Raw genomic sequence first — 22,124 nt, 5'->3', positions numbered from 1 at the left:
AGGTTCGGTGACGCGCACCACCTTCAATGCATCGGCCGAGGGCTGACGTCATGCTGGCGGCAGGTCGTTTGGGCAAGGCAGGCAGGATGGTGGCTGCGGCAGGCGAATTGACAACGTTGTGATGCTTCAAGCCAGGACGGTAGCAATTCCTTCTTCTACGCCCAGCATCACGTTCAAGTTTTGAACCGCCGCGCCGGATGCCCCCTTGCCAAGGTTATCCAGTTTCGCCACGAGAAGTGACTTGTCGTTCTCGCTGGAGCCAAACACCATCAACCGCACGGAATTGGAGCCGTCCATCGCGTGCGGGGTAAGGAATGGGGCTGTTTCCGGATCGATCACGTTGTACGGATAGACTTCCACGAACTGTTCGCCCTTGTATCGACGTTCGAGCGCTTGATGGAAATGCACGCTCTCGCGGTCGCTCTTGTGCTCGATTTGAATGAAGACGAGCATCCCCTGAGGATAGTTGGCAACACTGGGCAGAAAGAACGGGCGCACAGCCAGCCTGCTCCAAGTCTGAATTTCCGGCAGATGCTTGTGGGAGAAATCCAGCCCATAGGCGGCAAACGCCGGCGCGTGCCCGGTGGATGACTCATACTGATCGATCAACTTCGTGCCGCCTCCGGTATAACCGGACACCGCCGTAATGGGATAGGCAGTGTCTGCCTCCAGCAAGCCTTCGTCGATCAAGGGTCGCAGCAATAGAATGGCTCCGGTGGGATAGCAACCCGGATTGGACACCTTGGCGGCACCCCGGATCTCGTCCCGTTGACCCGGACATAATTCGGGCATGCCGTACACCCATCCCGCCGCTGTCCGGTGCGCCGTACTGGCGTCAAGCACGCGACAGCCGGCGTCGATTGCCAATGCCGCGGACTCTTTTGCCGCATCGTCCGGCAAGCACAAGACCGTCACATCGACGCTTTGCATCAGCCGGCGTTTTGCGTCGATATCCCGCCTCTTTTCGTAGTCAATACTCACGATCTCGATATGCGGGTGTTGCTGCAATCTCGACCTGATCTGCAATCCGGTCGTGCCCGATTCGCCATCGATAAAGACCTTGTGCATTTTCATTGGCTCCTATTCGTAATTGCACTGCTCTTCGCCACCCCGGCCGGGCAGCTGCGCGACGAGGCGCTGAAACGGCTGTCCGAAGACGGCACGGATGCCCATCATCCGATCGGGAAGATCTGCGCGGGCGCGCAGGTGTTCCAGCAGATCGAAATCATGGACATCGAGAACGACGGCGTGGACTCGCGCTGCGCCGCAGAGTCGGCCTGAGCAAGAAAACGGCCGGGGCGGCATTGAAGTTCCCGCTGAAGCCCCGGCCGAAAGAGGAGAGAGAAACGAAGCGCCCGATCGCGCGCTTAGAAGCTGTGACTCACGCCCAGTGCGACGCCGTTGTAGGTGCTCGCAGACACCGGCGTGCGATGACGCCAGAGGTCCAGATAGACCTTGGTGCGCTTGGACAGCGGATGGAGGTAGCCCGCCGAAACGCGGCTGACATCCAGGTCGATATCGCGCCCGAAGCCGGCACGCAGCATGCCGGGACCGACATCGTAGGTCGCCCCCACGACGTAGCTCGACTCGTCCTCCCGCTCTCTGTGGTCGATACGGCTGAAAGAGCCCATCACCCGCGCTGCTCCGAGGGCGTACGAAGCAGCGACGAAGCCGATGCGGTCGCGGTCGGTGTTTTCCTCCCCGGCAAGCATCAGGGCGACCGGGCCGCTGTCGTAGCTGACCGCGAACCCACGGTTGCGCCCGCGGGCATTGGCGTCCTTCTCCACCTGTCCCGCCACCGCCACACTGAAACCATTGATCGTCGGCGAGTTGTAGAACACGGCGTTCGGGATGCGGATGAAATTCGCCGAACCCACCGCGGCGTCGTTGGTGCCGTCGGCGCTGTACGTGAAATTGCCGAGCTGGAACGCGTTGAACGAGGCGTTGAAGCCGCTCGATTCCCAGGGCTCGAACTTCCAGTTCTTTTGATTCATCGGCGTCACCCCGCGGCCCATGCGCAGCGCGCCCAAGGTCTTGCTTGCCAGGCCCACGGTGCTCTCGCCCTGCCACAGCACGGCAGCCCGCTCCTGCGTCCCCGTGTCCGGATTGAAGCGCGTTTGCAGATGGAAGGTCGCGCTGAGCCCGTTGCCCAGATCTTCCGACCCCTGAAAGCCGAGCCGGTTGTTCTTGCCGCGCTCGATACCGGTGAACCCATTAGTGCGGTGGACGAAGCCGAGATCGAGCACGCCGTACACCTTCACATTGCTCTGGGCTTGTGCCCCTGCCGCAGTCGCCGCGAGAGCGCACGCAAGGGTCACGCTCCGCGCGGCTCGATGTTGAACTTTTTTCGTGTATTGCATCAATGTCTCCCGTTACCCGATGGAGGTGGTGTGGATATGACGCCGCGCCGATCCCCACCGTCCCGACACGGTGTGGGGATCAGCGCTTCAGGTTGCCCTGGCACAGATATTTGGTATGCATGTACTCGTCCAGGCCGTAGCGCGAACCCTCGCGACCGTAGCCGGAGTCCTTGATCCCGCCGAAGGGCGCGGCTTCGGACGCGAACGCTCCCTCGTTGATCGCGACGATGCCGGCCTCCAGCGCGGCGGCGACGCGCCACACGCGATCAAGGTCATTCGAGTAGAAGTACGAGGCGAGGCCGTAGGGAGTGGCGTTGGCAATCTCGAGGACCTCCGCCTCGCTACCGAAGCGGAACACCGGGATCACGGGGCCGAAGGTTTCCTCGTGCGCGAGCGCCATGTCGGTGGTCGCGCCCGTGATGAGCGCGGGCAAGACGAAGTTGGGGCCGAGCTGGGCGAGCCCGCGCGCGCTTCCGAGCACAAGCCGCCCACCCTTGTCGAGGGCGTCCTGGATGTGGCGCAGAATCTTCTCGACCGCACGTGCGTTGATCATCGGGCCGATGAGCGCATCGGGGCGGGTGGCAGGCCCCACCGTGAGCTTGCCCATGCGCTCGGCGAGCTTGGCGACGAAGGCGTCGTGTACCGCGTCGTGCACGAACACCCGGTTCGGGCTGACGCAGGTCTGCCCGCCGTTGCGGAACTTGGCCACCATCAGCCCCTCCACGGCCGCATCGAGGTCTGCGTCCTCGAACACGATGAAAGGCGCGTTGCCGCCGAGTTCGAGCGAGAGCTTCTTCAGGGTGGCGGCGGACTCGCGCGCGAGGTGCTTGCCCACCGGGGTCGAACCGGTGAAGGTGATCTTGCGCACGCGGCGGTCCTCGAGCCATTGGCTGACCACCGCCGGGGCAGTCTCGCGCGACGCGGTGACGATGTTGAGCGTGCCCGCCGGCAGGCCAGCCTCCTCGGCGAGCCGCACCAGCGCAAGCGAGGTGAGCGGCGTGTCTTCGGCCGGCTTGCACACCACGGTGCAACCCGCAGCGAGCGCGGGCGCGATCTTGCGCGCGATCATCGCGGCCGGGAAGTTCCACGGCGTCACCGCCGCGACCACGCCGACCGCCTCCTTGACCACCTGCATATTGCGTCCGGCCACCGCCGCCGGGATGACGTCACCGTAGGCACGGACGGCCTCCTCGGCAAACCACTCGACGTAGCTCGCCGCATACAGCACCTCGCCGCGCCCCTCTGCGAGCGGCTTGCCCTGCTCGCGCGAAATGATCCGGGCAAGGTCATCCTGGTTCGCCAGGATCGCGGCGTGCCAGCGCTTGAGAAGCTGCGCACGCTGACGCGCGGGGGTGTCGCGCCACGCCGGAAACGCGGCGCTGGCGGCGTCGACAGCGGCCTTGGCGTCTTCGGAGCCGCTGTCGACGACCTGTACGATGCGGCCGTCGTCGGCCGGATCGAGGACGTCGAAGGTCCTGCCGTCGGCACCGTCACACCAGTGTCCGCCGATGAAGTTGCGGGTTCGGATCAGGTCGTCACGCGTCGGCGTGAGGTTCAGGGTCGAAGTCATCGCGCATCCTTTGCTTTGAGTTAGGGCCATTCGTCGCCGCGGGAGCGGTCACGAAGCCGGTAGACACAGCTTAGGGATGTACGGACGGACGATGGCCGCGTCGCTGGGGGTGCTTACAGCAGCAAAATGCGAATTCACCGGCCTGACGGAATTTTGTGCGGAAGCCAACCGAAAGCGGGCTCCGAAGCACTCCTGGGATGGTCCTGCTCAACCGATCCCGTATCGCCGCAGGCGCCCCGCGATCGCTGAATGGGAAGCGCCGAGCCGTTTGATGAGCCGGCGCGAGGACGGGAAGCCCTGGTAAAGGCCCTCGAGCAACTTCTTTTCGAATGCGGCGACGGCCGACTCGAGCGTCGTGGCGTCCCCCTCCCCTCGCCCGCCGGATTCGCGGCACGCGCGAGCTCCAGGTCGTCGGCGTCGATCACCTTGCGTTCGACCATCGTCACCGCGCGGAAGATGACGTTCTGCGACTCGCGGACGTTGCCGACCCAGGGGGTTGGCAAGCAGCGCCGCTCGTGCCTCCGACGACAGGCGCATCGGGCCGCGACCGGTCCGGGCGCAGGCGCGAAGGAGAAAGAGTCGTGCGAGCGGCAGGATGCCGTCGCGAAGCCGGCCCGGTCGGAGAACAGCACATCAATGGGCAGGGCGGCAGATGTATTCATTTCGTTACGTCGTATCAGAAGCGATACACCTCGACCACGCCGCGGTAACGCATGGATTTCCGCGCGATTCCATCAACCCGCCCCCGAAATAGCGTATCGATTTCGATACGGCAATGCCGACGAAGCCTCCTTCACTCTTCCTAAATAACTGTTTTTGAGCTCCTTTCAACTCTGGCACAGCCATTGCTGTAGGCCCACGAGCCCGTCCGTGCAGCAGCGGGCCAGCACACAGCAACCAGGAGAAACAGCATGCACGTCCTCATCCTCGGCAGTGGGGTGATCGGCACCACCATGGCATACTACATGGCACGCGCCGGCCGATTTCGGATCCGGGCAAGGCACCCGAGTCCACCGTCATGGACGGGACCCACAAGGTGGTCACCCGCCTCGGCGACCGCATCCGGGTGGGCGGCACCGCGCAGCTCTCGGGCTTCGACCTGAACCTCAACGCGAAGCGGCGCGCCACCCTCGAGTTCGTGGTCAAGGACCTCGTCCCGAAGGGCGGCGATGTGAGCAAAGCCGAGTTCTGGACCGGGCTGCGGCCGATGACACCGGACGGCACCCCCATCGTCGGCGGCAGGCGTTACCCCAATCTGTTCCTCAGCACCGGCCACGGCACGCTCGGCTGGACCATGGCGGCCGGCACTGGCCGCGTCATGGCCGACACGGTGAGCGGCCGCAAGCCCGAGATCGAGACGGACGATCTCGCCGTCTCCCGCTACGCCTGACCCCCGACAACGACAACCCCAAGGAGAAACCCCAATGCAGATCATTTCCACCGAGCAGGCCCCCATGGCAATCGGCCCCTATTCCCAAGCCATCGTGATCGACGGCTGGATCCACACGTCGGGACAGATCCCGCTCACCGCGACCGGCGAGAGGCTTGGCGGCGACATCGCGGCCCAGACCGAGCAGGTCTTCGACAACCTCGAGGCCGTGCTCGCCGCCGGCCGCAGCGCGCTCGCCAGGGTCGTCTCGGTGAACGTCTACATGACCGATCTCAGTGAGTTCGCGCAAATGAACGAGGTGTTCGCGCGCCGCTTCGGCGCACATCGCCCGGCCCGCTCCACCGTGCAGGTTGCGGCGCTGCCTACCGGCGCGCGCGTCGAGATCGCGGCGATCGCCCGCATCGAGCGTTGACCATGAGTGCTCGCCAGCCCCTCCACCCTGGAGCGCTCTTGACGGTCGACCTCGGTGCCATCTGCGCCAACTGGCGGATGCTGAAGACACGGCTCGCCGCGGCCGAATGCGCCGCAGTGGTCAAGGCCGACGCCTACGGCCTTGGCGCCCTCAAGGTAGCCCCGGCGCTCTACGAGGCGGGATGCCGCCACTTCTTCGTCGCGCACGTGGACGAGGCCATCGCACTGCGCCCTGCCCTGCATCCGGATGCGGTCGTGTACGTGCTGCACGGGGCGACGCCGGGGGCCGAACCCGAGTTCGTGGTCCACGACCTCGTCCCCGTGCTGAACAGCCTGGCCCAGGTGGCCGCCTGGCGCGAACTGGCGTGCAAACTAGAGCGGCCGCTGCCCGCGATCCTGCAGATCGACACCGGGATGGCCCGCCTGGGGCTCTCCCCGCACGAGCTGGACGTCGTCGCCGGCGACCGGGCCCAGCTGCGCGGCATCGATCTGCGCTTCGTCATGAGTCACCTGGCGAGCGCCGAAGACCAGGGCAGTCCGGCGAACCGCCTTCAGCTCGAGCGCTTCCGGGGCGCGCTCGCCCGCCTGCCCCGCACCCGGGCGAGCTTTGCCAACTCCTCGGGCATCTTCCTGGGTGCCGACTACCACTTCGAGCTGGCACGGCCGGGCGCCGCGCTCTATGGGGTCGCGCCGGTCGCCGGCGCACCGAATCCGATGCGCCCCGTCATCCGCCTGCAAGGCAAAGTCATCCAGACACGCACCATCGAGGCCGGCACGCCAGTGGGCTATAGCCACACCTGGACCGCGCCACGGCGCTCGCGCATCGCCACCGTCGCCGTGGGCTACGCCGACGGTTACCTGCGCGGCCTAAGCAACCGGGGCTACGTGCAATTCGACGTCACCGCCCTGCCGGTCGTCGGCAACGTCTCGATGGACACGATCCTCGTCGACGTGACCGCGCTCGGCGAAGACACCATCCGGGAGGGCTCGCTCATCGATATCGCCGGCCCCGACCTCGGCGTCGACGACATCGCCGGCCGCGCCGGGACGATCGGCTACGAGATCCTCACCAGCCTCGGCAACCGCTACGCCCGGTCCTATGTCGGGGGATGACGGGACGCGGACAAGCAGATACCAAGACCATGAAAACGACACATACCCCTTCGGGCGGCTTCGATACGAATGGTGCCCAGCCCTCGCGCCCTCACCGCATCGTCATCGTCGGCGGCGGCGCGGGCGGCCTCGCGCTCGCCACACGGCTGGGCCGGCGCCACGGCCGCTCGGGTCGCTTCCAGGTGGTGCTGGTCGACCGCACCCGCACCCACATGTGGAAACCGCTGCTGCACGCGGTCGCCGCGGGCAGCCTCAACATCCACGCCGAGCAGGTCGACTACCTCTACCAGGCGCGCTGGAACCGCTTCGAGTACTGCCGCGGCCCAATGACGGGCCTGGACCGCAGCGCGCGCACGATCGTGGTGGGCGAGGTGCACGACGACGACGGCGCGCTGGTGCTGCCCGAGCGGCGCATCGGCTACGACACCCTGGTGATGGCGGTGGGCTCGACCTGCAACGACTTCGGCACGCCGGGCGTGGCCGAGCACGCCTGGAAGCTCGACGCCGCCTGGGAGGCCCATCTGTTCCACCGCAAGCTGGTCAATGCCTGCTTCGGGGCCAACTACCGCGTGCCCGACTGCGGCGAACAGCTCAAGATCGCCATCGTCGGCGCCGGCGCGACCGGGGTTGAGCTCGCCGCGGAGCTGCGGAATGCCACCCGCGTGCTCGCCGGCTACGGCCTGAAGAACCTCGACGCCGCGCGCCACATCCGTATCCATCTTATCGAGGCCGGCCCGCGCATCCTGCCGGGGCTCTCGGAGGCGCTGTCGTTTTCGGTCGCGCGCGTGCTCGCCGAGCAGGGCATCGAGATCCACGCGGGGGTGAAGGTGACGCGGGTCGCGCCCGACGCGATCCACACCGCGGGCGAAGAGGCGATCCCGGCCGATCTCGTCGTCTGGGCCGCCGGCATCCGCGCCCCCGGATTCCTGCGTGGACTCGACGGCCTGGAGACCGACCGCATCGACCGGCTGGGGGTCGACGCGTGGCTGCGCAGCACCCGCGACCCGCACGTCTTCGCCATGGGCGACTGTGCCGCCGTGCCCTGGCAGGACGTGCAGGCGACGCTGCCCCCGCGCGCCCAGGTCGCCCACCAGCAGGCGAGCTACCTCGCCCGCGCCCTGCCCGCGCTTGCGCGCGGCGAGCCGGTGCAGCCCTTCCGCTACCGCGACCACGGCGCGCTGGTCTCCCTCGGCCACCGCGGGGCACTGGGCAGCCTCATGGGCTTCGTGCGCGGCAAGGGCATCCGCATCGAGGGCTTCGTCGCGAGCCTGATGTACTGGTCGCTGTACCGCAGCCATCGCATGGCCCTGCACGGCTTCTGGAAGACCGCGCTCGACACGCTCACCGGCTGGCTGCGGCGTCAGACCGATCCCGGCGTGAAGCTGCATTGAGCGGCTCGGGCCACCGCTATACAGCCCGCCCCACCCCTGTCCTCGGCAACCAGTGTTCACGACTCGTAACCTTTTCGGGAGCAAGGGTCTAAGGTAGATGTAGTACAGGGTTTCCACATCATCGGGCCGCAAGCGAAGCGAGCATGGGCGAGCGTAATCGAGGACGGGGCGTGACCATTGAGGAGGGACCGCAGAGACGAGGCAAGGGCCTCGCCGTGCTGCGCTGCGTTACCTCGCTCATCGCTACGGCGAGCGACGAGCGATCGCTGCTGGAACAGGTGTGCAAGGCGGTCGTGGACGTCGCCGGTTATCGCTGCGCCTGGGTCGGCTACCTCGACGAAGGGCATGCAACGCTGCGGCCTGCGGCCGCCTGGGGCACGGGCCACCTTGCCGACGCTCGCTTGAGTGTCATCGCCGAAGGTGGCGTCGCGCCTTCCCCTGCACCTCCTACACCGCGGACGCAGGCTTCGGTCCCGGAGCCGGTGCGCCTTCCGGCGCCCGATGCGTCGGCGGCGTGTACCTGGCTGGCGGGCCCCGACGGCGAGGGGCTCGCGGTGAATCCGCTTTGCAGCGACTCGAAGCCGCTGGGCGTGCTGCTGGTTCAGGAAGCCGGCGTTCCGGCCTTCGACGAGGCGGAGCTCGCCCTGCTGCACGAGGCCGGGCGGATCCTCGCGTATGGCATCTCTGCCTTGCGCTCGGCCGCCGAGTTCGCCCGGGTTGACCGCGCCCGGCGCACCCTGAGCGCAGCCAACCGAACCCTGGTGCGGGCGAGCGAGGAGCAGGCGCTCCTCGACGAGATCTGTCACGTCTGCGTCGAGGAGGGCGGCTATCGGGATGCCTGGGTGGCCTACCTGCACCACGACGAAGACAAGAGCGTCGAAGTCATGGCGCAGTTCGGGGTCGAACGCGCCTACCTCGAGAGCCTGCGATGCAGTTGGGGGCCCGGCGCGACAGGCCGCGGCGCGGTAGGCAAGGCCATCCGCAACGGACGCCCCAGCGTCGGCCGCAACATCGCCGAAGACCCCGACCTCGCGCCATGGCGCGACGAGGCGCTGAGCCGCGGCATCGCCGCCGTCAGCGCCTTTCCGCTGCGCGTGGACGGAGCGATCATCGGGACCCTGGGATTGCACGCGGGCGACCCGGACGCCTTCGACGCAGCCGAGGAGCAGTTGCTGAGCGAGCTCGCGGACGACCTCGCCTTCGGCATCGAGACCCTGCGCATGCGTGCGCGCTCCCGCGAAGCCGAGGCAGAGATCAAGCGCCTGGCCGAGCAGGACGCGCTGACGGGGCTGCCCAACCGCTGGCGCCTGCGCAAACGGCTGGACGACGAGATTGCCTCCGCAAGATGTGCGCACCGCCCGCTGGCACTACTGATGGTGGGTATCGACCGGTTTCAGGAGGTGAACGAGACGCTGGGCTACGCCCAGGGCGACAGCGTTCTGTCCGAGATTGCCGCACGCCTGCTAGGTATCGAAAGCAACTGCGCGAACATCGCGCGCATGGGCGAAGCCGAGTTCGCCATCCTGCTGCCGGACGGCGACGCGGCGAGCGCCTCACGCATCGCCCGGCGCATCCTCGCGGCCCTGCTCGAACCGGTGGCGGTTGGCGAAGTCATGCTGGACGCCGGCGGCAGCATCGGCATCGCAGTCTTTCCCGGGCACGGCGCCGAACCGGACGTGCTGATCCGGCGCGCCAACGTGGCCATGCATCAGGCGCGCCAGCAGGGCCACGGGATGGCGCTTTACACCGGCGGCCGCGACCAGGAGTGCGCGCGGCGGCTGGCACTCATCGGCGACCTGCATCGGGCCATCGAAAGCAACGAACTGCGGCTCTACTGTCAGCCCAAGGTACGTATCGCAGGAGGGGAAGCATGCGGCGCCGAGGCGCTGGTACGCTGGGCTCACCCGCGGCTCGGCCTGATCCAGCCCGGAGAGTTCATTGCGCTGGCCGAGCGCACCGGCCTCATCAGTCCGCTCACCGATTGGGTCATGCGGGCGGCCTTCCGCCAGGGCTACATGTGGCGCGATGCAGGCGTGTGCGTGCCGCTGGCGATCAACCTCTCGGCCCGCGACCTGCGCGATCCACGCCTCATCGAGCGCGTCAGCAACCTGATGGCGACGTGGGGTGGCGAGCCCGACACGGTGCAGTTCGAGCTCACAGAGAGCGCGCTCATGCACGATCCGCAAGGTTGCCTGCAGAGCATGCGGCGCCTCAAGGACCTCGGCATCAAGCTCTTCATCGACGACTTCGGGACGGGATATTCATCGCTTGCGTACCTGCAGAAGTTTCCGGTGGACGCCATCAAGATCGATCAGAGTTTCGTGCGCGACATGCTTTCGGACACCGACTCGGCGGTGATCGTGCGCTCGACGATCGACCTCGCCCACGCGCTCGACCTGGAAGTCGTGGCCGAAGGCGTCGAGGACCACCAGAGCTGGGATCGTCTGGCGGAAGAAGGCTGCGATATCGCGCAGGGCTACTTCGTGAGCGAGCCCTTCCCGGCCGACACCTATCTCGCCTGGCGAGCCAACTCACCAGCGCTCAACGTACAGGGGTAAGGAGGCGGCCGCTCGCAGAGCGCGTCTGACCCTCAATACGTCGTGCCGCTCCGCGCCACCACAACACGATTTCGTGCCTTGCCAGCAAGGCCCTTCGACAGAAGCTGCTGCCATCGACTCCCATACTTGATCGCAGGGGAGTCGCACGCAACCCCCTATTGGAGGAGACACAAAATGACAAGGTATCACAGGAACACATGGGGTCTGACGCTGGGACAGTACATCAGCCGCCGGCGCAGCGCCCTGGTCACCGCGGACTCCAGCCGTGAACGGGAGGCCGTATGAAGATCTCTTACAAATGGCACGGCCGCATAGGCTGGATGCTCGCACCGCTGCTCGCGATTCAGGCCTTGGGCGGCGCCGTTCTGTTGTGGATGCAGCCGCTGCCGGGGCCGCAGGAGAGCCCACCCCCGGTTCAGTCCTGGGCCCAGGCGGTGGACAAGGGCCTGGCCGAGCTGGCGAGCCGGTATCCGACGGCCAAGTTCGAGTACGTCAACCTGCCGAATAAAGCGGGGGCGCCGGTGAGTGTGCGCCTACTCGCTTCGGAATCCAACGAGAGCGGCTGGGTCGACGTCGATCCCGTGAATGGCACATCCGGCGTACTGCAGCCGGACAGCAGCCAACTGCGGACGGTCCTGTACGGCCTGCACGAACGCATGCTGCTCGGGGACGCAGGGATTTGGGTGCTGCGCACAGTCGCGGTGATCGCATTGGTGCTGGTCTTCATGGGATTGCGCGTGTGGTTGCGCCTGCATCACCAGCCGGCAAGCACGCCATTGCGGCGCCTGCATCGACTGATCGGACCGGTGGCCATCGTGCCGGTGGCGGTGATGCTGTTCACCGGCTTCGTGCTGCGGTCTCCGGAATGGACGAGCGCAGCCTTGTCGGCATGGTCGAGTCCGGCGCCCGCCAAACCCGCCGTTGCTGCGCCGCCCCCCAGCGGGCCCCAGACGGCGACCCTCGGCCAGGCCCTCGCCGCCGCTGCGACAGCACTCCCGGAAGCGCGCCCCATTCGCCTCTACCCGCCCCGTAACGGCCAGGTGCGCGTTCGGATGCGGGGTGACGAGTGGCATCCCATAGGCCTGAACAACGTCTTCGTGAGCACCGCCGATGCTGCCGTGCTGCGCATGGTACGCGCCGCCGAGCAGCCCCTGAGTGTGCGCTATCTCAACGTTGTCTATCCGTTGCACATCGGCGTGATGCCGGAAAGCGCTGGTCTGCCGGGCGCACTCCTGGCGCGGGTGCTGTGGACGCTGCTCGCCCTGGCACTCACGGGGCTGGCCGTGACCGGCACCGTGCAGCACTTCCGTAACAAAGCGAAAGCACCCACGACCGCTCGGAGACCGGTCGAAAGCCGGCAAGGATAGCCGCAATGAAAGCGATCATTGACGGGAACAGTGCAGCACTTCCGCAACAAATCGAAAACAACAGTAACTTCTCAGAGACAACCAGAATGCAAGTAAAGTCAACCGCAATGAAGGCGATGGTGCCAGCCCTGTTCGCGGCTTCGCTCACCGGCACCGCTTTCGCTCAATCCAACGTAACCGTATTCGGTGTCATGGACTTGGCCTTGACACATGGTTCCGGCAGCATCTCCAACCGGACCGGACTGGACAGCGGCCAACTTGCGGCCTCCAGGCTCGCATTCAAGGGTACCGAGGACCTTGGCAGCGGCCTCAAGGGCGGATTCTGGCTGGAGATGGGCATCAACGCCGACACCGGAACTGGCCAAGGGAGCAATACCAACAACCAGACCACCGGTTTCGTGGGCAATGGGACGTTCAACCGTCGTTCGCATCTCAGCCTGGGCGGCAACTGGGGCGAGATTCGCCTCGGCCGGGACTTCGTGCCGCAATACTGGAATATTGTCAATTACGATGCGTTGGAACTCAGCGGCGTCGGAACCAGCCAGGTCCTCATGTCCTCGATCGGCGGCCCAACCACGGTCCGCGCCTCAAACAGCGTCTCGTACCTCTACGGCCATGGCTTCAATGCTGCCGCGGCCGGATACGGGCCTGGGGGATTCAGCGGCTCCGGCTTCCAGTTCCACGCCATGTACTACCTGGGTGAGAATTCCAGCGGTCCAACCTCCGACGACGGCGACGGATACGGCCTCCGCGCCCAATACTCAACCGGCAAATTTACGGTCTCCGGTGCAACCGGCCGGACCAGCTACGCAGCGGGCGATACCCGCCAGACCAATGCAGCCACAAGCTATGACTTCGGTGTAGTCCACGTCATGGGCATGTACGAATGGGACGAGAACGGTCCGCTCAAGGCCCGTGGCTGGACGACTGGCGTACAAATTCCCGCCGGCGTCGGCCAAATCCAGGTTGCGTACTCGCGTTACGGCAGCGATGCGGCAGGCGACCCGACGGCCAGGAAGTGGGCGGCGCGTTACGTCCATCGGTTGTCGAAGCGCACGGCGTTGTATGCGGCTGTCGCTCACGTGAGCAACGATGGTCCGTCTGCCTCGGCCCTGAACGGCGCCGTGACGGCCGCGGGCAAGTCCTCCAACGGATACGACTTTGGGATCAAGCACAGCTTCTAGTCTGAAGGTCCCTCATCAAAGAGTGTCTTTCGTAATCGTTTCACCTGTTTTCGTAGTCGTTTCACTTGTTTCAACCAATAGAGGATAGGAGATAGCAATGAAGGCTTTTGGCAAAATTGCCCTCGCGGCGAGCGTGATTGCGAGCCTGGGCGCCTCGACCTTGGCACAGGCCCATGGCATCTGGTTCACGCAGCGCTCAAGCCAACTCGCACTGATCTACGGAGTCGGGGGTGAAGACTCGGACATGGTGAAGCGTCTGCCCAAGGTGAAGAGCGTCGTCGCGTACGACCAGGACGGCAAGGAACTGCCAACGCAGTTTGGACCCAACGGGCCGCTGGTCGTGGTGAACACCGATAACAAGCCGACCATCGTCAGCGCCATCCTGGACAATGGCCTGTGGAGCAAGACGGCCGACGGCAAGTGGCACAACAAGGGCAAGGACGAGGTGGCCGATGCCATCAAGAGCGAGCACACCATCAAGTACACGGTGCACCTGCGTCGGCTGGATGTGGTGCCGCCCGTACTGCCCGCACACAAGCTCCAGATCGTTCCGCTCGTGAAGCAAATGCCGGACAAGATGGGTGATGCGCTTGCGGTCCGGGTGCTGTATGAAGGCAAACCCGTGCCGGGCGCGAGCGTGGTGACCGAATACGTCACCGACCCCGACTCCCCACCGCTGAAGACCGGCGCGGACGGCACCGCGACGATCAAGGTGCGCAACCAGGGCCTCAACGTCATCGCTGCAATCTTGCCCACGCCGCCTGCGAACCCTGCGAAGACGAACGGCGACGAACACCTGGCGACGCTGTCGTTCATTCTGCCTAACCTGCCCGAGTAATCCTCGGTCTGCTGTCCCGCGCGGTGGTGCACGGCGCCGCCGCGCGAGGCGCACGGAGCCGAACGCGAGTTCAGATCGTGGACAGCCCTGCTCGGCGCAGGTTTCCCGCCCCGGCGGAGGAGATTGAAGATGAACACGCTCTTTCTTTGGTTCATTGCCACGCTCGTGATTCTCGTGCTCGCCTGGACCGTGGTCCGCAGCCGGCTGCGCAGCAACCGCCAGGAGCAGACGCCCGCCGCGCAGTTGAAGGTGCGAGTGCGGCGCATCGTGGACGAGACCGCCGACGTCAAGTCGTTCGAGCTCGTGAGCGCCGACGGCGCTGCGCTGCCCGCCTGGAGCGCCGGCGCGCACATCGACGTGCGGATCGATGACAAGACCGTGCGCCAGTACTCGCTGTGCGGCACGCCCGGCACCCGCTACGCGTACCTCATCGCGGTCAAGAACGCGCCGGACTCGCGCGGCGGCTCGCGGACAATGCACCAGCGCGTGAGCGTCGGTGACACGCTCGACGTCAGCGGTCCGCGCAACCACTTCGCGCTTATCGACGGAGCCCGTCATTACCTGCTCCTCGCCGCCGGGATCGGGATCACGCCGCTACTCGCGATGGCGCAGGAGCTGCAGGCACGTGGCGCCTCGTACGAGCTGCATTACTTCACCCGCTCGAGCGCGGAGACCGCGTTTCGTGAGGTCCTCTCGTCAGAACCATACGCCGGCAAGGTGAACTTCCACCATGTCGGCGCCGACCGCTCGCGCGAGGTACTGCGGCCGCTGCTCGACGAATGCCCGCAAGGCCACCACCTCTACATGTGCGGCCCGCGCGGCTTCACGGATCGGATCAGCGAGCTCACGGCTGGGATCTGGTCGCCAGAGGCGATCCACGTCGAGTACTTCAGCGCCGACTCGGCCGCCTTGGCGGCGCCGGGCCAGGCCTTCGAAGTCAAGCTGCAGCGCTCGGGGCGCACGATCCCGGTCCCCGCTGGCAGCAGCATCGTCGACGCGCTGTGCGCCCACGGCATCGACGTCGCCACCTCCTGCCGCGAGGGCGTCTGCGGCACGTGCCTGACCAGCGTCATCGCCGGCACGCCCGACCATCGCGACGCGTTCCTCAGTACCAAGGAGCGCAAGGCCGGCGACAAGATCATGATCTGCGTCTCGCGGGCGAAGTCGGATCAACTCGTGCTCGACCTTTGATCGGAACGACCCTTGAATGCTATTCATAGCGACCGAAAGGAGTGCATGCGAAGCGCGGTCCCGACCGGATGACGACGGCAGCCGCAGCGGCGCTCGCCTGGGCGCGCGCCGGCACGTGGATTCCCGTCACTCAGCCAGCGAGCCATGGCTGGTGTCCTTTGGAACCGGCCATGGCGAACTGATTGCTTTGATGGGCGATCGACCGGAATTGGCCGACTGTGCCCGGGGAGTAGCGGGTCGGGCTCGCTCGAGCGGCCACCCCCTCCATCCGAACCATCCTCGTTGCAGCATCCATCACACAAAAAGGACCAGCCCATGAATTGGTATCCCCGCCGCACGCTCCCGCCGTCGGCGCTCGTGTCTGCCCCGAAGACCACCTACGTTACAGAGCCAATCCCGGCGAGCCAGGCGGCCCGCGGCGTGTGGCCCTCCTCCCTTGCACGCACGGCCATCGCGCTGGCCGTGTTCGGCGTAACAGGCGGCGCCTCCGCCGCGACCTCCCAGGACGCGTTCATGGCCGAGCTGAAACGGCTCGCCGAGCGCGTCGAGAAGCTCGAGCAGCGCAACGCCGAGTTGGAGGCGAAGCTCGCCCGTCCGACCGCGGACGCAGGTCTAGCCAGTCGCGTCGCCGCACTTGAGGATCAGAACAGGGCGCTGGAGGCCGGGCTCGCGAGCAAGCAGTTGAACGAGCGCGAGCCGCAGCTCATCAGCCGCCTCAAGGCGGTAGAGACCCTGGCCCAGTCGGCCAACAGCCGCGCCGACGTCCTCGATGCGCTCGAAGGCATCGAGGTCGGCGGCAGCGTGGTCGCGGTGGCGCAGCGGGTCAATGGCGGCGCGCGCACCAACGACAATGCCGAGAGCCAGCTCAACTGGCGCGGCGATCTGGAAGTGACGCTGCCCGGCGGCGACATCGGGCGCGGAAGCGGCCAGTTCTTCGCCCACGTGCGCCTCGGCCAGGGCGAGAGCTTCACCCGGCTCCGCCCGACCTTCACCGGCGCCCTCAACTCCACCGCCTTCCAGCTCTCCGATCCGGACGGCGGGCGCAACGCTGCCAATGCTACGGCGCTCCTCGCCCAGGCGTGGTACCAGCTCGACCTGCCGATTGGACCGCGCGAAGACCGGCGCCTTGAATTCACCGTCGGCAAGATGGACCCTTTCATGTTCTTCGACCAGAACTCGACTGCCGACGACGAGTCCGAGCGCTTCCTCAACAACGTGTTCGTGCACAACCCGATGCTCGACTCGGGCGGGGGAGTAGGCGCGGACGACTACGGCTTCTCCCCGGGTGCGCGCGTGGCCTTCCTCAACGAGACCGCCAAGCCGGACTGGTGGCGGATCTCGCTCGGCGTCTTCGGCGCGGGTGAGGCGGCGAGCTTCGGCAACCGACTGGAAAAGCCCTTCGTCATCGGCCAGTTCGAGTACGGCACCAAGCTCTTCGGCGGCCTGGACGGCACCTACCGCGTGTACGCATGGCGCAACGGCCAGTACGAAGGCTACAACGCCTCCACCGGCACCACCACCGGCTGGGGCGCGAGCATCGATCAGCGCGTGACGAACGACCTTTCGCTGTTCGCACGCTACGGCCAGAGCAACTCCGGCAAAGTTGCCTTCGACCGCGCGGTGACGGTGGGTGGTGAGCTCACGGGCAACGCCTGGGGCCGCGGGGCAGATGGGCTCGGTTTCGCATACGGCTGGCTGCGCTCGAGCAGCGGTTTCCACCGCGCCACGGCGGCCGATCCGACCCTCGTGGGGTTCGCCGCGGACGGCGCCGAGCAAATCGCCGAGCTCTACTACCGCTGGCGCGTGAACGAGCAGCTCGCGCTCACGCCTGACCTGCAATATGTGCGCCGCGCGGCCGCCGACCGCGACGCGAAGCACATCACCGCGGTGGGTCTGCGCGCCCTGTATGCCTTCTGAGAGTCGCCCCGCCCGGCCGAAAAGCCCGTTGGCGCTTGTGCCTTCCGTGCTCCGAAATCGCCACATGACACGTCAGACCCCTTGTCGCCGTGGTCGAACGACGCCTTCCGGCGCAGGTACTCGCCGTCGTAGGACAGCGCGCTGCGGTCGGAGAGTATCCAGGTCAGCGCCGGCGCGACCAATTGGCGCTTGCTGTCCACGTAGTCGCGGAAGCTATCCTTGTCCTCGAGCGCGACGTTCAGGCGGTAGGCCAGACCGTCGCCGATGGGCCCGGTGGTGTCGAGCGTGGCGCGGTAAAGGTCATAACTGCCGGCCAAGGCCTCGACCGCGTGCGCGGCCTTGAACTGCGGCTTCTTGGTGACGATGTTCACCGTGCCGCCCGGCTCACTGTTGCCGTACAGCGCCGCCGACGGCCCCTTAACTCGATGCGCACGACGTTGGCCATGTCGCGCGGCGCGTTGAAGCCGCGGTTGCTGGAAAGGCCGTTGCGCAGCAAGCCCAGGCCCGTATCTTCATGGCCGGTAAAGCCGCGGATGGTGAGGTTGTCCCAGGTGCCGCCGAAGTCGTTCTGACGCGACACCCCGCTCACGTAGTCCAGTGTGTCGTCCAGGCGCATCGCGCAGACGTCGTCGATCTGTTGCCGCGGCATGACCCGCACGGCCTGTGGCACCTCGCGCAGCGGCGTGTCGGTACGGGTCGCTGCGCTCCCTTCCGCCGCGTAGTACGCCGCGGCAGCCTCGCCTCCGACCACTTCGACCGCCGGCAGGATGACAGTGTCAGCAGACGCCTGTTGGGCGTGGATCGTGGAGTACGGCGCGACGAGCGCAATGCCCAGAAATAGTGTCAGTGAGTTTGTTCTATTAGGGCTCATGGTGGGCCCGGACAGGACCCGTACGGGCATCTCCCCTTCGATCAATGGGAAGGAGACATTTTCGGGAAAGGATCGCGCATTACGAAACGCTGACACGCGAGTTTCCGACTGTCGAGTGCTTCGCACGGGAGCTCACCCAGTACAAGGCGGGGCGACCTGACATCGATTGGAAGTCGTCAGCCACCCCTGACGGTTCGGGCATAACTAAGTGTGTCGCCTGCTTGTCCGCTTCTGAGGGCTTCCGAGGAGCGCTGCCCGTGTCGGCGGAGTTGGTAGGACACAGCCAGTGCCGTGCTGGCAGACAAAACGGTTGGACTGGACCTGAATTCGATCCCACTTTTTCCAATCGAATTGCACATCGACGAGCAGTGCGCCCGTGGCCGCCCCCCAACAGTGCAGTGCCAGGAAATCTCGCTACTCCGGCAGATCGTTCAACTCGTAGCTGGTACTACGCCCGCCCGCATCCGTTTTCCGCAGCACACCCCGCGCAAGCAGGTCGTTGATGTCGCGAAGCGCCGTATCCGGCGAACACTTGGCAATGGTCGCCCACTTGCTGCTGGTGAGCTTGCCTTCGAAGCCGTCCAGCAGCCGACTGAGCAGCTTTATTTGTCGCTCGTTCAACGGCGTGCCCGCCCAGCGCTGCCAGAATCGCGCCTTGCCCAGCACGGCGTCGAGCGCGTGCTGCGCCTGATCGACGGCGCGATGAAGGGTGTCGAGGAACCAGGCGAGCCAATCGGTGACATCCATCGACCGCTTTTGCGTCCGCTCCAGGATGTCGTAGTAGGCCTTGCGTTCGCGCTGGATCTGTGCCGACAGGCTGTAGAAGCGCTGCGGGCTGCCATCGGCGCGCGCCAGAAGGAGATCACCGATGGCCCGGGCGATACGGCCATTGCCATCGTCGAACGGGTGCAGGGTCACGAACCACAGATGGCCGAGGCCGGCCTTGAGTAACGGCGATTCGTTCGACGCGCCATTCACCCAGTCGAGGAATCGGCCAGTTTCGGCTTCCAGACGTTCGGCTGGCGGCGCCTCGAAATGCACCCGCTGGTGGCCGATAGGGCCGGACACCACTTGCATCGGGCCACTGGCATCGTCGCGCCAGCCGCCGACCTTTATTTTGGAAAGGCCGGCGTAGCCGGTGGGAAACAGCGCGGCATGCCAACCGAACAGACGCTCCCGCGACACTGGCGCATGGCAGTTGGCGGTGGCATCGAGCACCATCTCGACCACGCCCTCGACGTGGCGATCGACTGGAGCCAGGGCACCGATGTCCACACCCAGTCTGCGGGCGATGGAAGAGCGCACCGATTCGACGTTCAGCTGCTCACCCTCGATCTCGCTGGTCTTGACCACGTCCTCGGTGAGCGCCACCAGGCTCGCCTGATTGCGCAGGGCCATGCCGACGTCAGCCAGGCGCCCCATCAAGAGTCCTTGGGCGCGACTGACCTCGGCCATGGGGCCCGCGAGTGCCGCCAGGTCGAAGCGCCAGTTCGGCCAGTCACTGGCCTGCCAGATGTATTTGTAAGCGCCGCTATTCATGCGGCGATTATGAGCTCCATTCTCCGCATGTGTAAGCCTTTCGCCGCACATGATGCGGTGAGTGTGGCCATCATTCGCCGCGTAGGGCGGGGCAACTGCCTGCGCCAACATCCCAGTACGAAGCATTGCTCGCCGAGGCCTGGCAGATCGGTTGTCGCCGAGTCCAATTTATCGGCGGCGAGCCCACCCTCAATCATGATCTTTCTGATCTGATCCGCTTTGCTGCGGATATTGGGTATGAGTTCGTAGAGGTTTTCACAAACCTTACGCGGTTGCCCGATGAGTTGCTTGCGTGTCTCGCGCGGCATCATGTGCACGTTGCGACCTCGGTATATGCCTCGCGCAGCGGCACGCACGACCTCATTACACGGGTAGACGGAAGCTTTTTTTCGAAGACAATTCGCAACCTGCGGCTCCTGGTTGAGGCCGGGATTCCGGTTCGCGCCGGGGTGATTGAAATGGATGAGAACGTCGGTCAGTTCGAGCAGACGGCAGAGTTTCTGCGCTCCATCGGTGTTCAGAATGTGTGACGGGATCGGCTGCGCCAGTTTGGACGCGGCGATAGCACGAGCACGACCGATCTAGCGGAACTCTGCGGCGGTTGCGCGGAAAATGTCCTCTGCGTAGGCGCAGACGGCAAGGTGTCCCCATGCATCATGTCGAAGCCGTGGTTTGTAAGTTCAGTTCTGGAGAAATCTCTGGGGGACATTTCTTCCTCGCCAACCCTCGCGGGCCTGCGCGACGACATCCGCCGGGCGGCAGTGGGGACACATGAACGGGAGGGGGTTCACGGCGGTATCCACGCCATTTGTCAGCCGAAGGTATGCGGGCCTTACGACACTTGCGGCCCAAAAATCGGGCCAGGCCCCTGCGCCCCTTCTGGCTGCAATCCCTGTTATCCCCAAGGCGTCTGGCGATCTTCGCCACAAGGGCCTACGCCCATGAGATGACGGTGCGTCGGGCGCACCTGGTCGATCAGCGGCAGCACGTTGGCAGCGCGGGCCGTGGTGGCGGCGTCCGCCGTTCCCGCTGGCACGCCGCCGACGCGCAGTAACTTTGCTTGGGGGTTTGCGGCCGAGGATGGAAGGACTTGCCGCAGCCAGCGCACTGTTTGCTCTGCATGGACGGACCTCGGCGGAGGGAACCCTCCAGTGAGCATCCGACATGCGGGCCAAACAGATCATTCGACCGCCGTCACGGCGGCGACCCTAGCTCCGCTCGCTGGGTCAATTATTTGAGCGGAAGGCGGATCAATTCTGGTGAGCGTTGAGGTGCAGCTTCAGCAAGTCCGTGCGAAGCTGGGGCGGCGTAACGTATTCGCCATCGTTGAGTTCGTCGCGCAACTCGTCCACGGCATCGACCGCGCGCAGCAGCGAATGCGTCTCGAAATTCTCCGGGGACAGCTTGTCCCATTCTGCGTCGGTGATGCGGGCAGCCATCGGGCGCTCCGGTCAGGAGGTTGCGAGCGTCAGATGCCCGACCGGCTCGGCAGCCGGCCGCACCTTGATCTCGATGTCGTAGCCGAGGCGATTCAGGCAGTCCATCAGCTTGCGCTCGGACAGGTTGGTGAAGTCGCCACGCATCATGCCCGACACCTTCGGTTGCGGAATGCCCATGCGCTTCGCTGCCGCCTGTTGCGTCAGCCCAAGCACACGCATCGCCTTCCTGATCTCGACCACCAGGCCGGTCTTGATCTTCAGATTCTCGGCGTCGGGAAGTCCAAGGTCGGCGAAGACGTTGCCCGAGCCGCGTTGAACCTCGACGCATTCAATGATTCGTTTTTGCATTTCGTAGCTCCTGTGCCAATGCCTCGGCCACCTTCACCCGAGCGCGGATGATGTCCATATCTGCCTTCGGCGTGGCGATTCCGCTCTTGCTCTTCTTCTGGAAGCAGTGCAGGACGAACACCGCTTCCGCAAACTTGACCGTGTAGACCGCTCAATAGGTGCCGCCGGCATCGTCTTCGACGATCTCCAGCACGCCGGCACCGCCGAAGCCCTTGAGCACCTTCGCTGCATCGTCCTGGTCGCCCATCTGCGCCAACGACAGCGCGTAACCGAAACGCCGGCGCACGTCGGGCGGCAACGCCATCAGATCCTTGTAGCTGCTCGCGATCCATTATGCAATAGTCGTATGCACCAACCTACAGGTGGCGCGCACTCACTCACGCACCGAAGAGCGTTCCTGGAGCAGCTCCTGCCGCCGAGCGGGAAGACCGTCCTCGAGCAGGCGACGAAGGCGAAATCGCGGCCGGGGCCGAAGGAGAAATGACCGTGGCCGAAAAGTCCGACCTCTTCCTCACCGACCAGGAGCTGCACGAGCTCACTGGCCGCAAGGTGCGCCGGTTGGTGACAGCACCCCCAGCCGGGCCGTGGTGCAATGTGCCGGGCAGGCCTACCGGCTTTCGGGGCGAATTCTGAAGGA

Annotated in this window: 21 protein-coding genes and 2 pseudogenes; 13 read left to right on the top strand and 10 right to left on the bottom strand. The window is 65.6% G+C overall.

Going from position 1 to position 22,124, the window contains the following annotated elements; translation table 11 throughout:
- Positions 1–126: 126 nt before the first annotated feature.
- Positions 127–1,068 (bottom strand): N-acetyl-gamma-glutamyl-phosphate reductase, encoded by a 942-nt coding sequence (gene argC, locus AC3A35_RS27125; protein ID WP_487439668.1) that lies wholly within the window; start codon positions 1,066–1,068, stop codon positions 127–129.
- Between argC and AC3A35_RS27120 the strand changes: the two genes are divergently transcribed.
- Positions 991–1,281 (top strand): hypothetical protein, encoded by a 291-nt coding sequence (locus AC3A35_RS27120; RefSeq protein ID WP_487439687.1) that lies wholly within the window; start codon positions 991–993, stop codon positions 1,279–1,281. The two genes, argC and AC3A35_RS27120, sit on opposite strands and share 78 nt — an antisense overlap.
- An 86-nt stretch (positions 1,282–1,367) precedes the next feature.
- Here AC3A35_RS27120 and AC3A35_RS27115 read toward each other — a convergent pair whose 3' ends face one another.
- The 4 genes and pseudogenes from AC3A35_RS27115 to AC3A35_RS27100 all read right to left on the bottom strand — a co-directional run.
- The gene (locus tag AC3A35_RS27115) at positions 1,368–2,360 is read right to left on the bottom strand and encodes a porin (protein ID WP_487439667.1); all 993 of its coding nucleotides are present in this window, start codon (positions 2,358–2,360) and stop codon (positions 1,368–1,370) included.
- A gap of 79 nt (positions 2,361–2,439) precedes the next feature.
- A complete protein-coding gene (locus AC3A35_RS27110) occupies positions 2,440–3,930 on the bottom strand; it encodes an NAD-dependent succinate-semialdehyde dehydrogenase (RefSeq protein ID WP_487439666.1) in 1,491 nt (496 codons plus the stop codon).
- Between the two features lie 207 nt (positions 3,931–4,137).
- Entirely contained in the window at positions 4,138–4,467 is a 330-nt protein-coding gene (locus tag AC3A35_RS27105) for a TyrR/PhhR family helix-turn-helix DNA-binding protein (protein WP_487439685.1), read from the bottom strand.
- Positions 4,365–4,592 (bottom strand): annotated as a pseudogene (locus tag AC3A35_RS27100) (hypothetical protein); the annotation flags it as partial. The gene AC3A35_RS27105 and the pseudogene AC3A35_RS27100, both read right to left, overlap by 103 nt.
- Before the next feature lie 182 nt (positions 4,593–4,774).
- Between AC3A35_RS27100 and AC3A35_RS27095 the strand changes: the two are divergent.
- From AC3A35_RS27095 to AC3A35_RS27050, 10 genes are all read left to right on the top strand, one after another.
- Positions 4,775–5,320: an FAD-dependent oxidoreductase gene (locus AC3A35_RS27095; protein WP_487439684.1), complete on the top strand. Its 546-nt coding sequence runs from the start codon at positions 4,775–4,777 to the stop codon at positions 5,318–5,320.
- Positions 5,321–5,354: 34 nt separating this feature from the next.
- Positions 5,355–5,732 (top strand): Rid family detoxifying hydrolase, encoded by a 378-nt coding sequence (locus AC3A35_RS27090; RefSeq protein ID WP_487439665.1) that lies wholly within the window; start codon positions 5,355–5,357, stop codon positions 5,730–5,732.
- Between the two features lie 38 nt (positions 5,733–5,770).
- Positions 5,771–6,844, top strand: a complete 1,074-nt coding sequence (gene alr / locus AC3A35_RS27085; protein WP_487439664.1) for an alanine racemase — start codon at positions 5,771–5,773, stop codon at positions 6,842–6,844.
- 29 nt (positions 6,845–6,873) lie between these two features.
- The gene (locus AC3A35_RS27080) at positions 6,874–8,235 is read left to right on the top strand and encodes an NAD(P)/FAD-dependent oxidoreductase (RefSeq protein WP_487439663.1); all 1,362 of its coding nucleotides are present in this window, start codon (positions 6,874–6,876) and stop codon (positions 8,233–8,235) included.
- Between the two features lie 170 nt (positions 8,236–8,405).
- Positions 8,406–10,793, top strand: a complete 2,388-nt coding sequence (locus AC3A35_RS27075) for a putative bifunctional diguanylate cyclase/phosphodiesterase (protein WP_487439662.1) — start codon at positions 8,406–8,408, stop codon at positions 10,791–10,793.
- Positions 10,794–11,074: 281 nt separating this feature from the next.
- Positions 11,075–12,160: a PepSY-associated TM helix domain-containing protein gene (locus tag AC3A35_RS27070; protein WP_487439661.1), complete on the top strand. Its 1,086-nt coding sequence runs from the start codon at positions 11,075–11,077 to the stop codon at positions 12,158–12,160.
- A 5-nt stretch (positions 12,161–12,165) separates the two neighbouring features.
- Positions 12,166–13,344 carry a porin gene (locus AC3A35_RS27065; protein WP_487439660.1) on the top strand — a complete coding sequence of 393 codons (1,179 nt, stop codon included), beginning with the start codon at positions 12,166–12,168 and terminating at the stop codon, positions 13,342–13,344.
- A gap of 97 nt (positions 13,345–13,441) precedes the next feature.
- Positions 13,442–14,182 (top strand): DUF4198 domain-containing protein, encoded by a 741-nt coding sequence (locus AC3A35_RS27060; protein WP_487439659.1) that lies wholly within the window; start codon positions 13,442–13,444, stop codon positions 14,180–14,182.
- A gap of 129 nt (positions 14,183–14,311) precedes the next feature.
- Positions 14,312–15,373, top strand: a complete 1,062-nt coding sequence (locus tag AC3A35_RS27055) for a PDR/VanB family oxidoreductase (protein WP_487439658.1) — start codon at positions 14,312–14,314, stop codon at positions 15,371–15,373.
- 315 nt (positions 15,374–15,688) lie between these two features.
- Positions 15,689–17,290: a carbohydrate porin gene (locus AC3A35_RS27050; RefSeq protein ID WP_487439657.1), complete on the top strand. Its 1,602-nt coding sequence runs from the start codon at positions 15,689–15,691 to the stop codon at positions 17,288–17,290.
- Positions 17,291–17,657: 367 nt separating this feature from the next.
- Here the strand turns inward: AC3A35_RS27050 and AC3A35_RS27045 are convergent, their stop codons facing one another.
- Both AC3A35_RS27045 and AC3A35_RS27040 read right to left on the bottom strand, forming a co-directional pair.
- On the bottom strand, positions 17,658–18,257 hold the full coding sequence (locus AC3A35_RS27045; RefSeq protein WP_487439656.1) for a TonB-dependent receptor plug domain-containing protein: 600 nt from the start codon (positions 18,255–18,257) through the stop codon (positions 17,658–17,660).
- Positions 18,258–18,575: 318 nt separating this feature from the next.
- Positions 18,576–19,811 (bottom strand): Fic family protein, encoded by a 1,236-nt coding sequence (locus AC3A35_RS27040; RefSeq protein WP_487439655.1) that lies wholly within the window; start codon positions 19,809–19,811, stop codon positions 18,576–18,578.
- Between the two features lie 14 nt (positions 19,812–19,825).
- Here AC3A35_RS27040 and AC3A35_RS27035 point away from each other — a divergent pair, with 14 nt between their 5' ends.
- Positions 19,826–20,230: a radical SAM protein gene (locus tag AC3A35_RS27035; protein ID WP_487439654.1), complete on the top strand. Its 405-nt coding sequence runs from the start codon at positions 19,826–19,828 to the stop codon at positions 20,228–20,230.
- A gap of 720 nt (positions 20,231–20,950) precedes the next feature.
- Here AC3A35_RS27035 and AC3A35_RS27030 read toward each other — a convergent pair.
- From AC3A35_RS27030 to AC3A35_RS27020, 3 genes and pseudogenes are all read right to left on the bottom strand, one after another.
- Positions 20,951–21,139: a hypothetical protein gene (locus AC3A35_RS27030; RefSeq protein ID WP_487439653.1), complete on the bottom strand. Its 189-nt coding sequence runs from the start codon at positions 21,137–21,139 to the stop codon at positions 20,951–20,953.
- A 12-nt stretch (positions 21,140–21,151) separates the two neighbouring features.
- Entirely contained in the window at positions 21,152–21,487 is a 336-nt protein-coding gene (locus tag AC3A35_RS27025) for a helix-turn-helix domain-containing protein (protein WP_487439652.1), read from the bottom strand.
- A pseudogene (locus tag AC3A35_RS27020) lies at positions 21,468–21,791 on the bottom strand (type II toxin-antitoxin system RelE/ParE family toxin). The gene AC3A35_RS27025 and the pseudogene AC3A35_RS27020 overlap by 20 nt, the downstream one beginning before the upstream one ends.
- 176 nt (positions 21,792–21,967) lie before the next feature.
- Between AC3A35_RS27020 and AC3A35_RS27015 the strand changes: the two are divergent.
- Positions 21,968–22,120 (top strand): hypothetical protein, encoded by a 153-nt coding sequence (locus AC3A35_RS27015; RefSeq protein WP_487439651.1) that lies wholly within the window; start codon positions 21,968–21,970, stop codon positions 22,118–22,120.
- Positions 22,121–22,124: the final 4 nt, after the last annotated feature.

Source organism: Azoarcus sp. Soil_N_20 (assembly GCF_057656155.1).
This window is presented reverse-complemented; position numbering and strand designations above follow the sequence as displayed.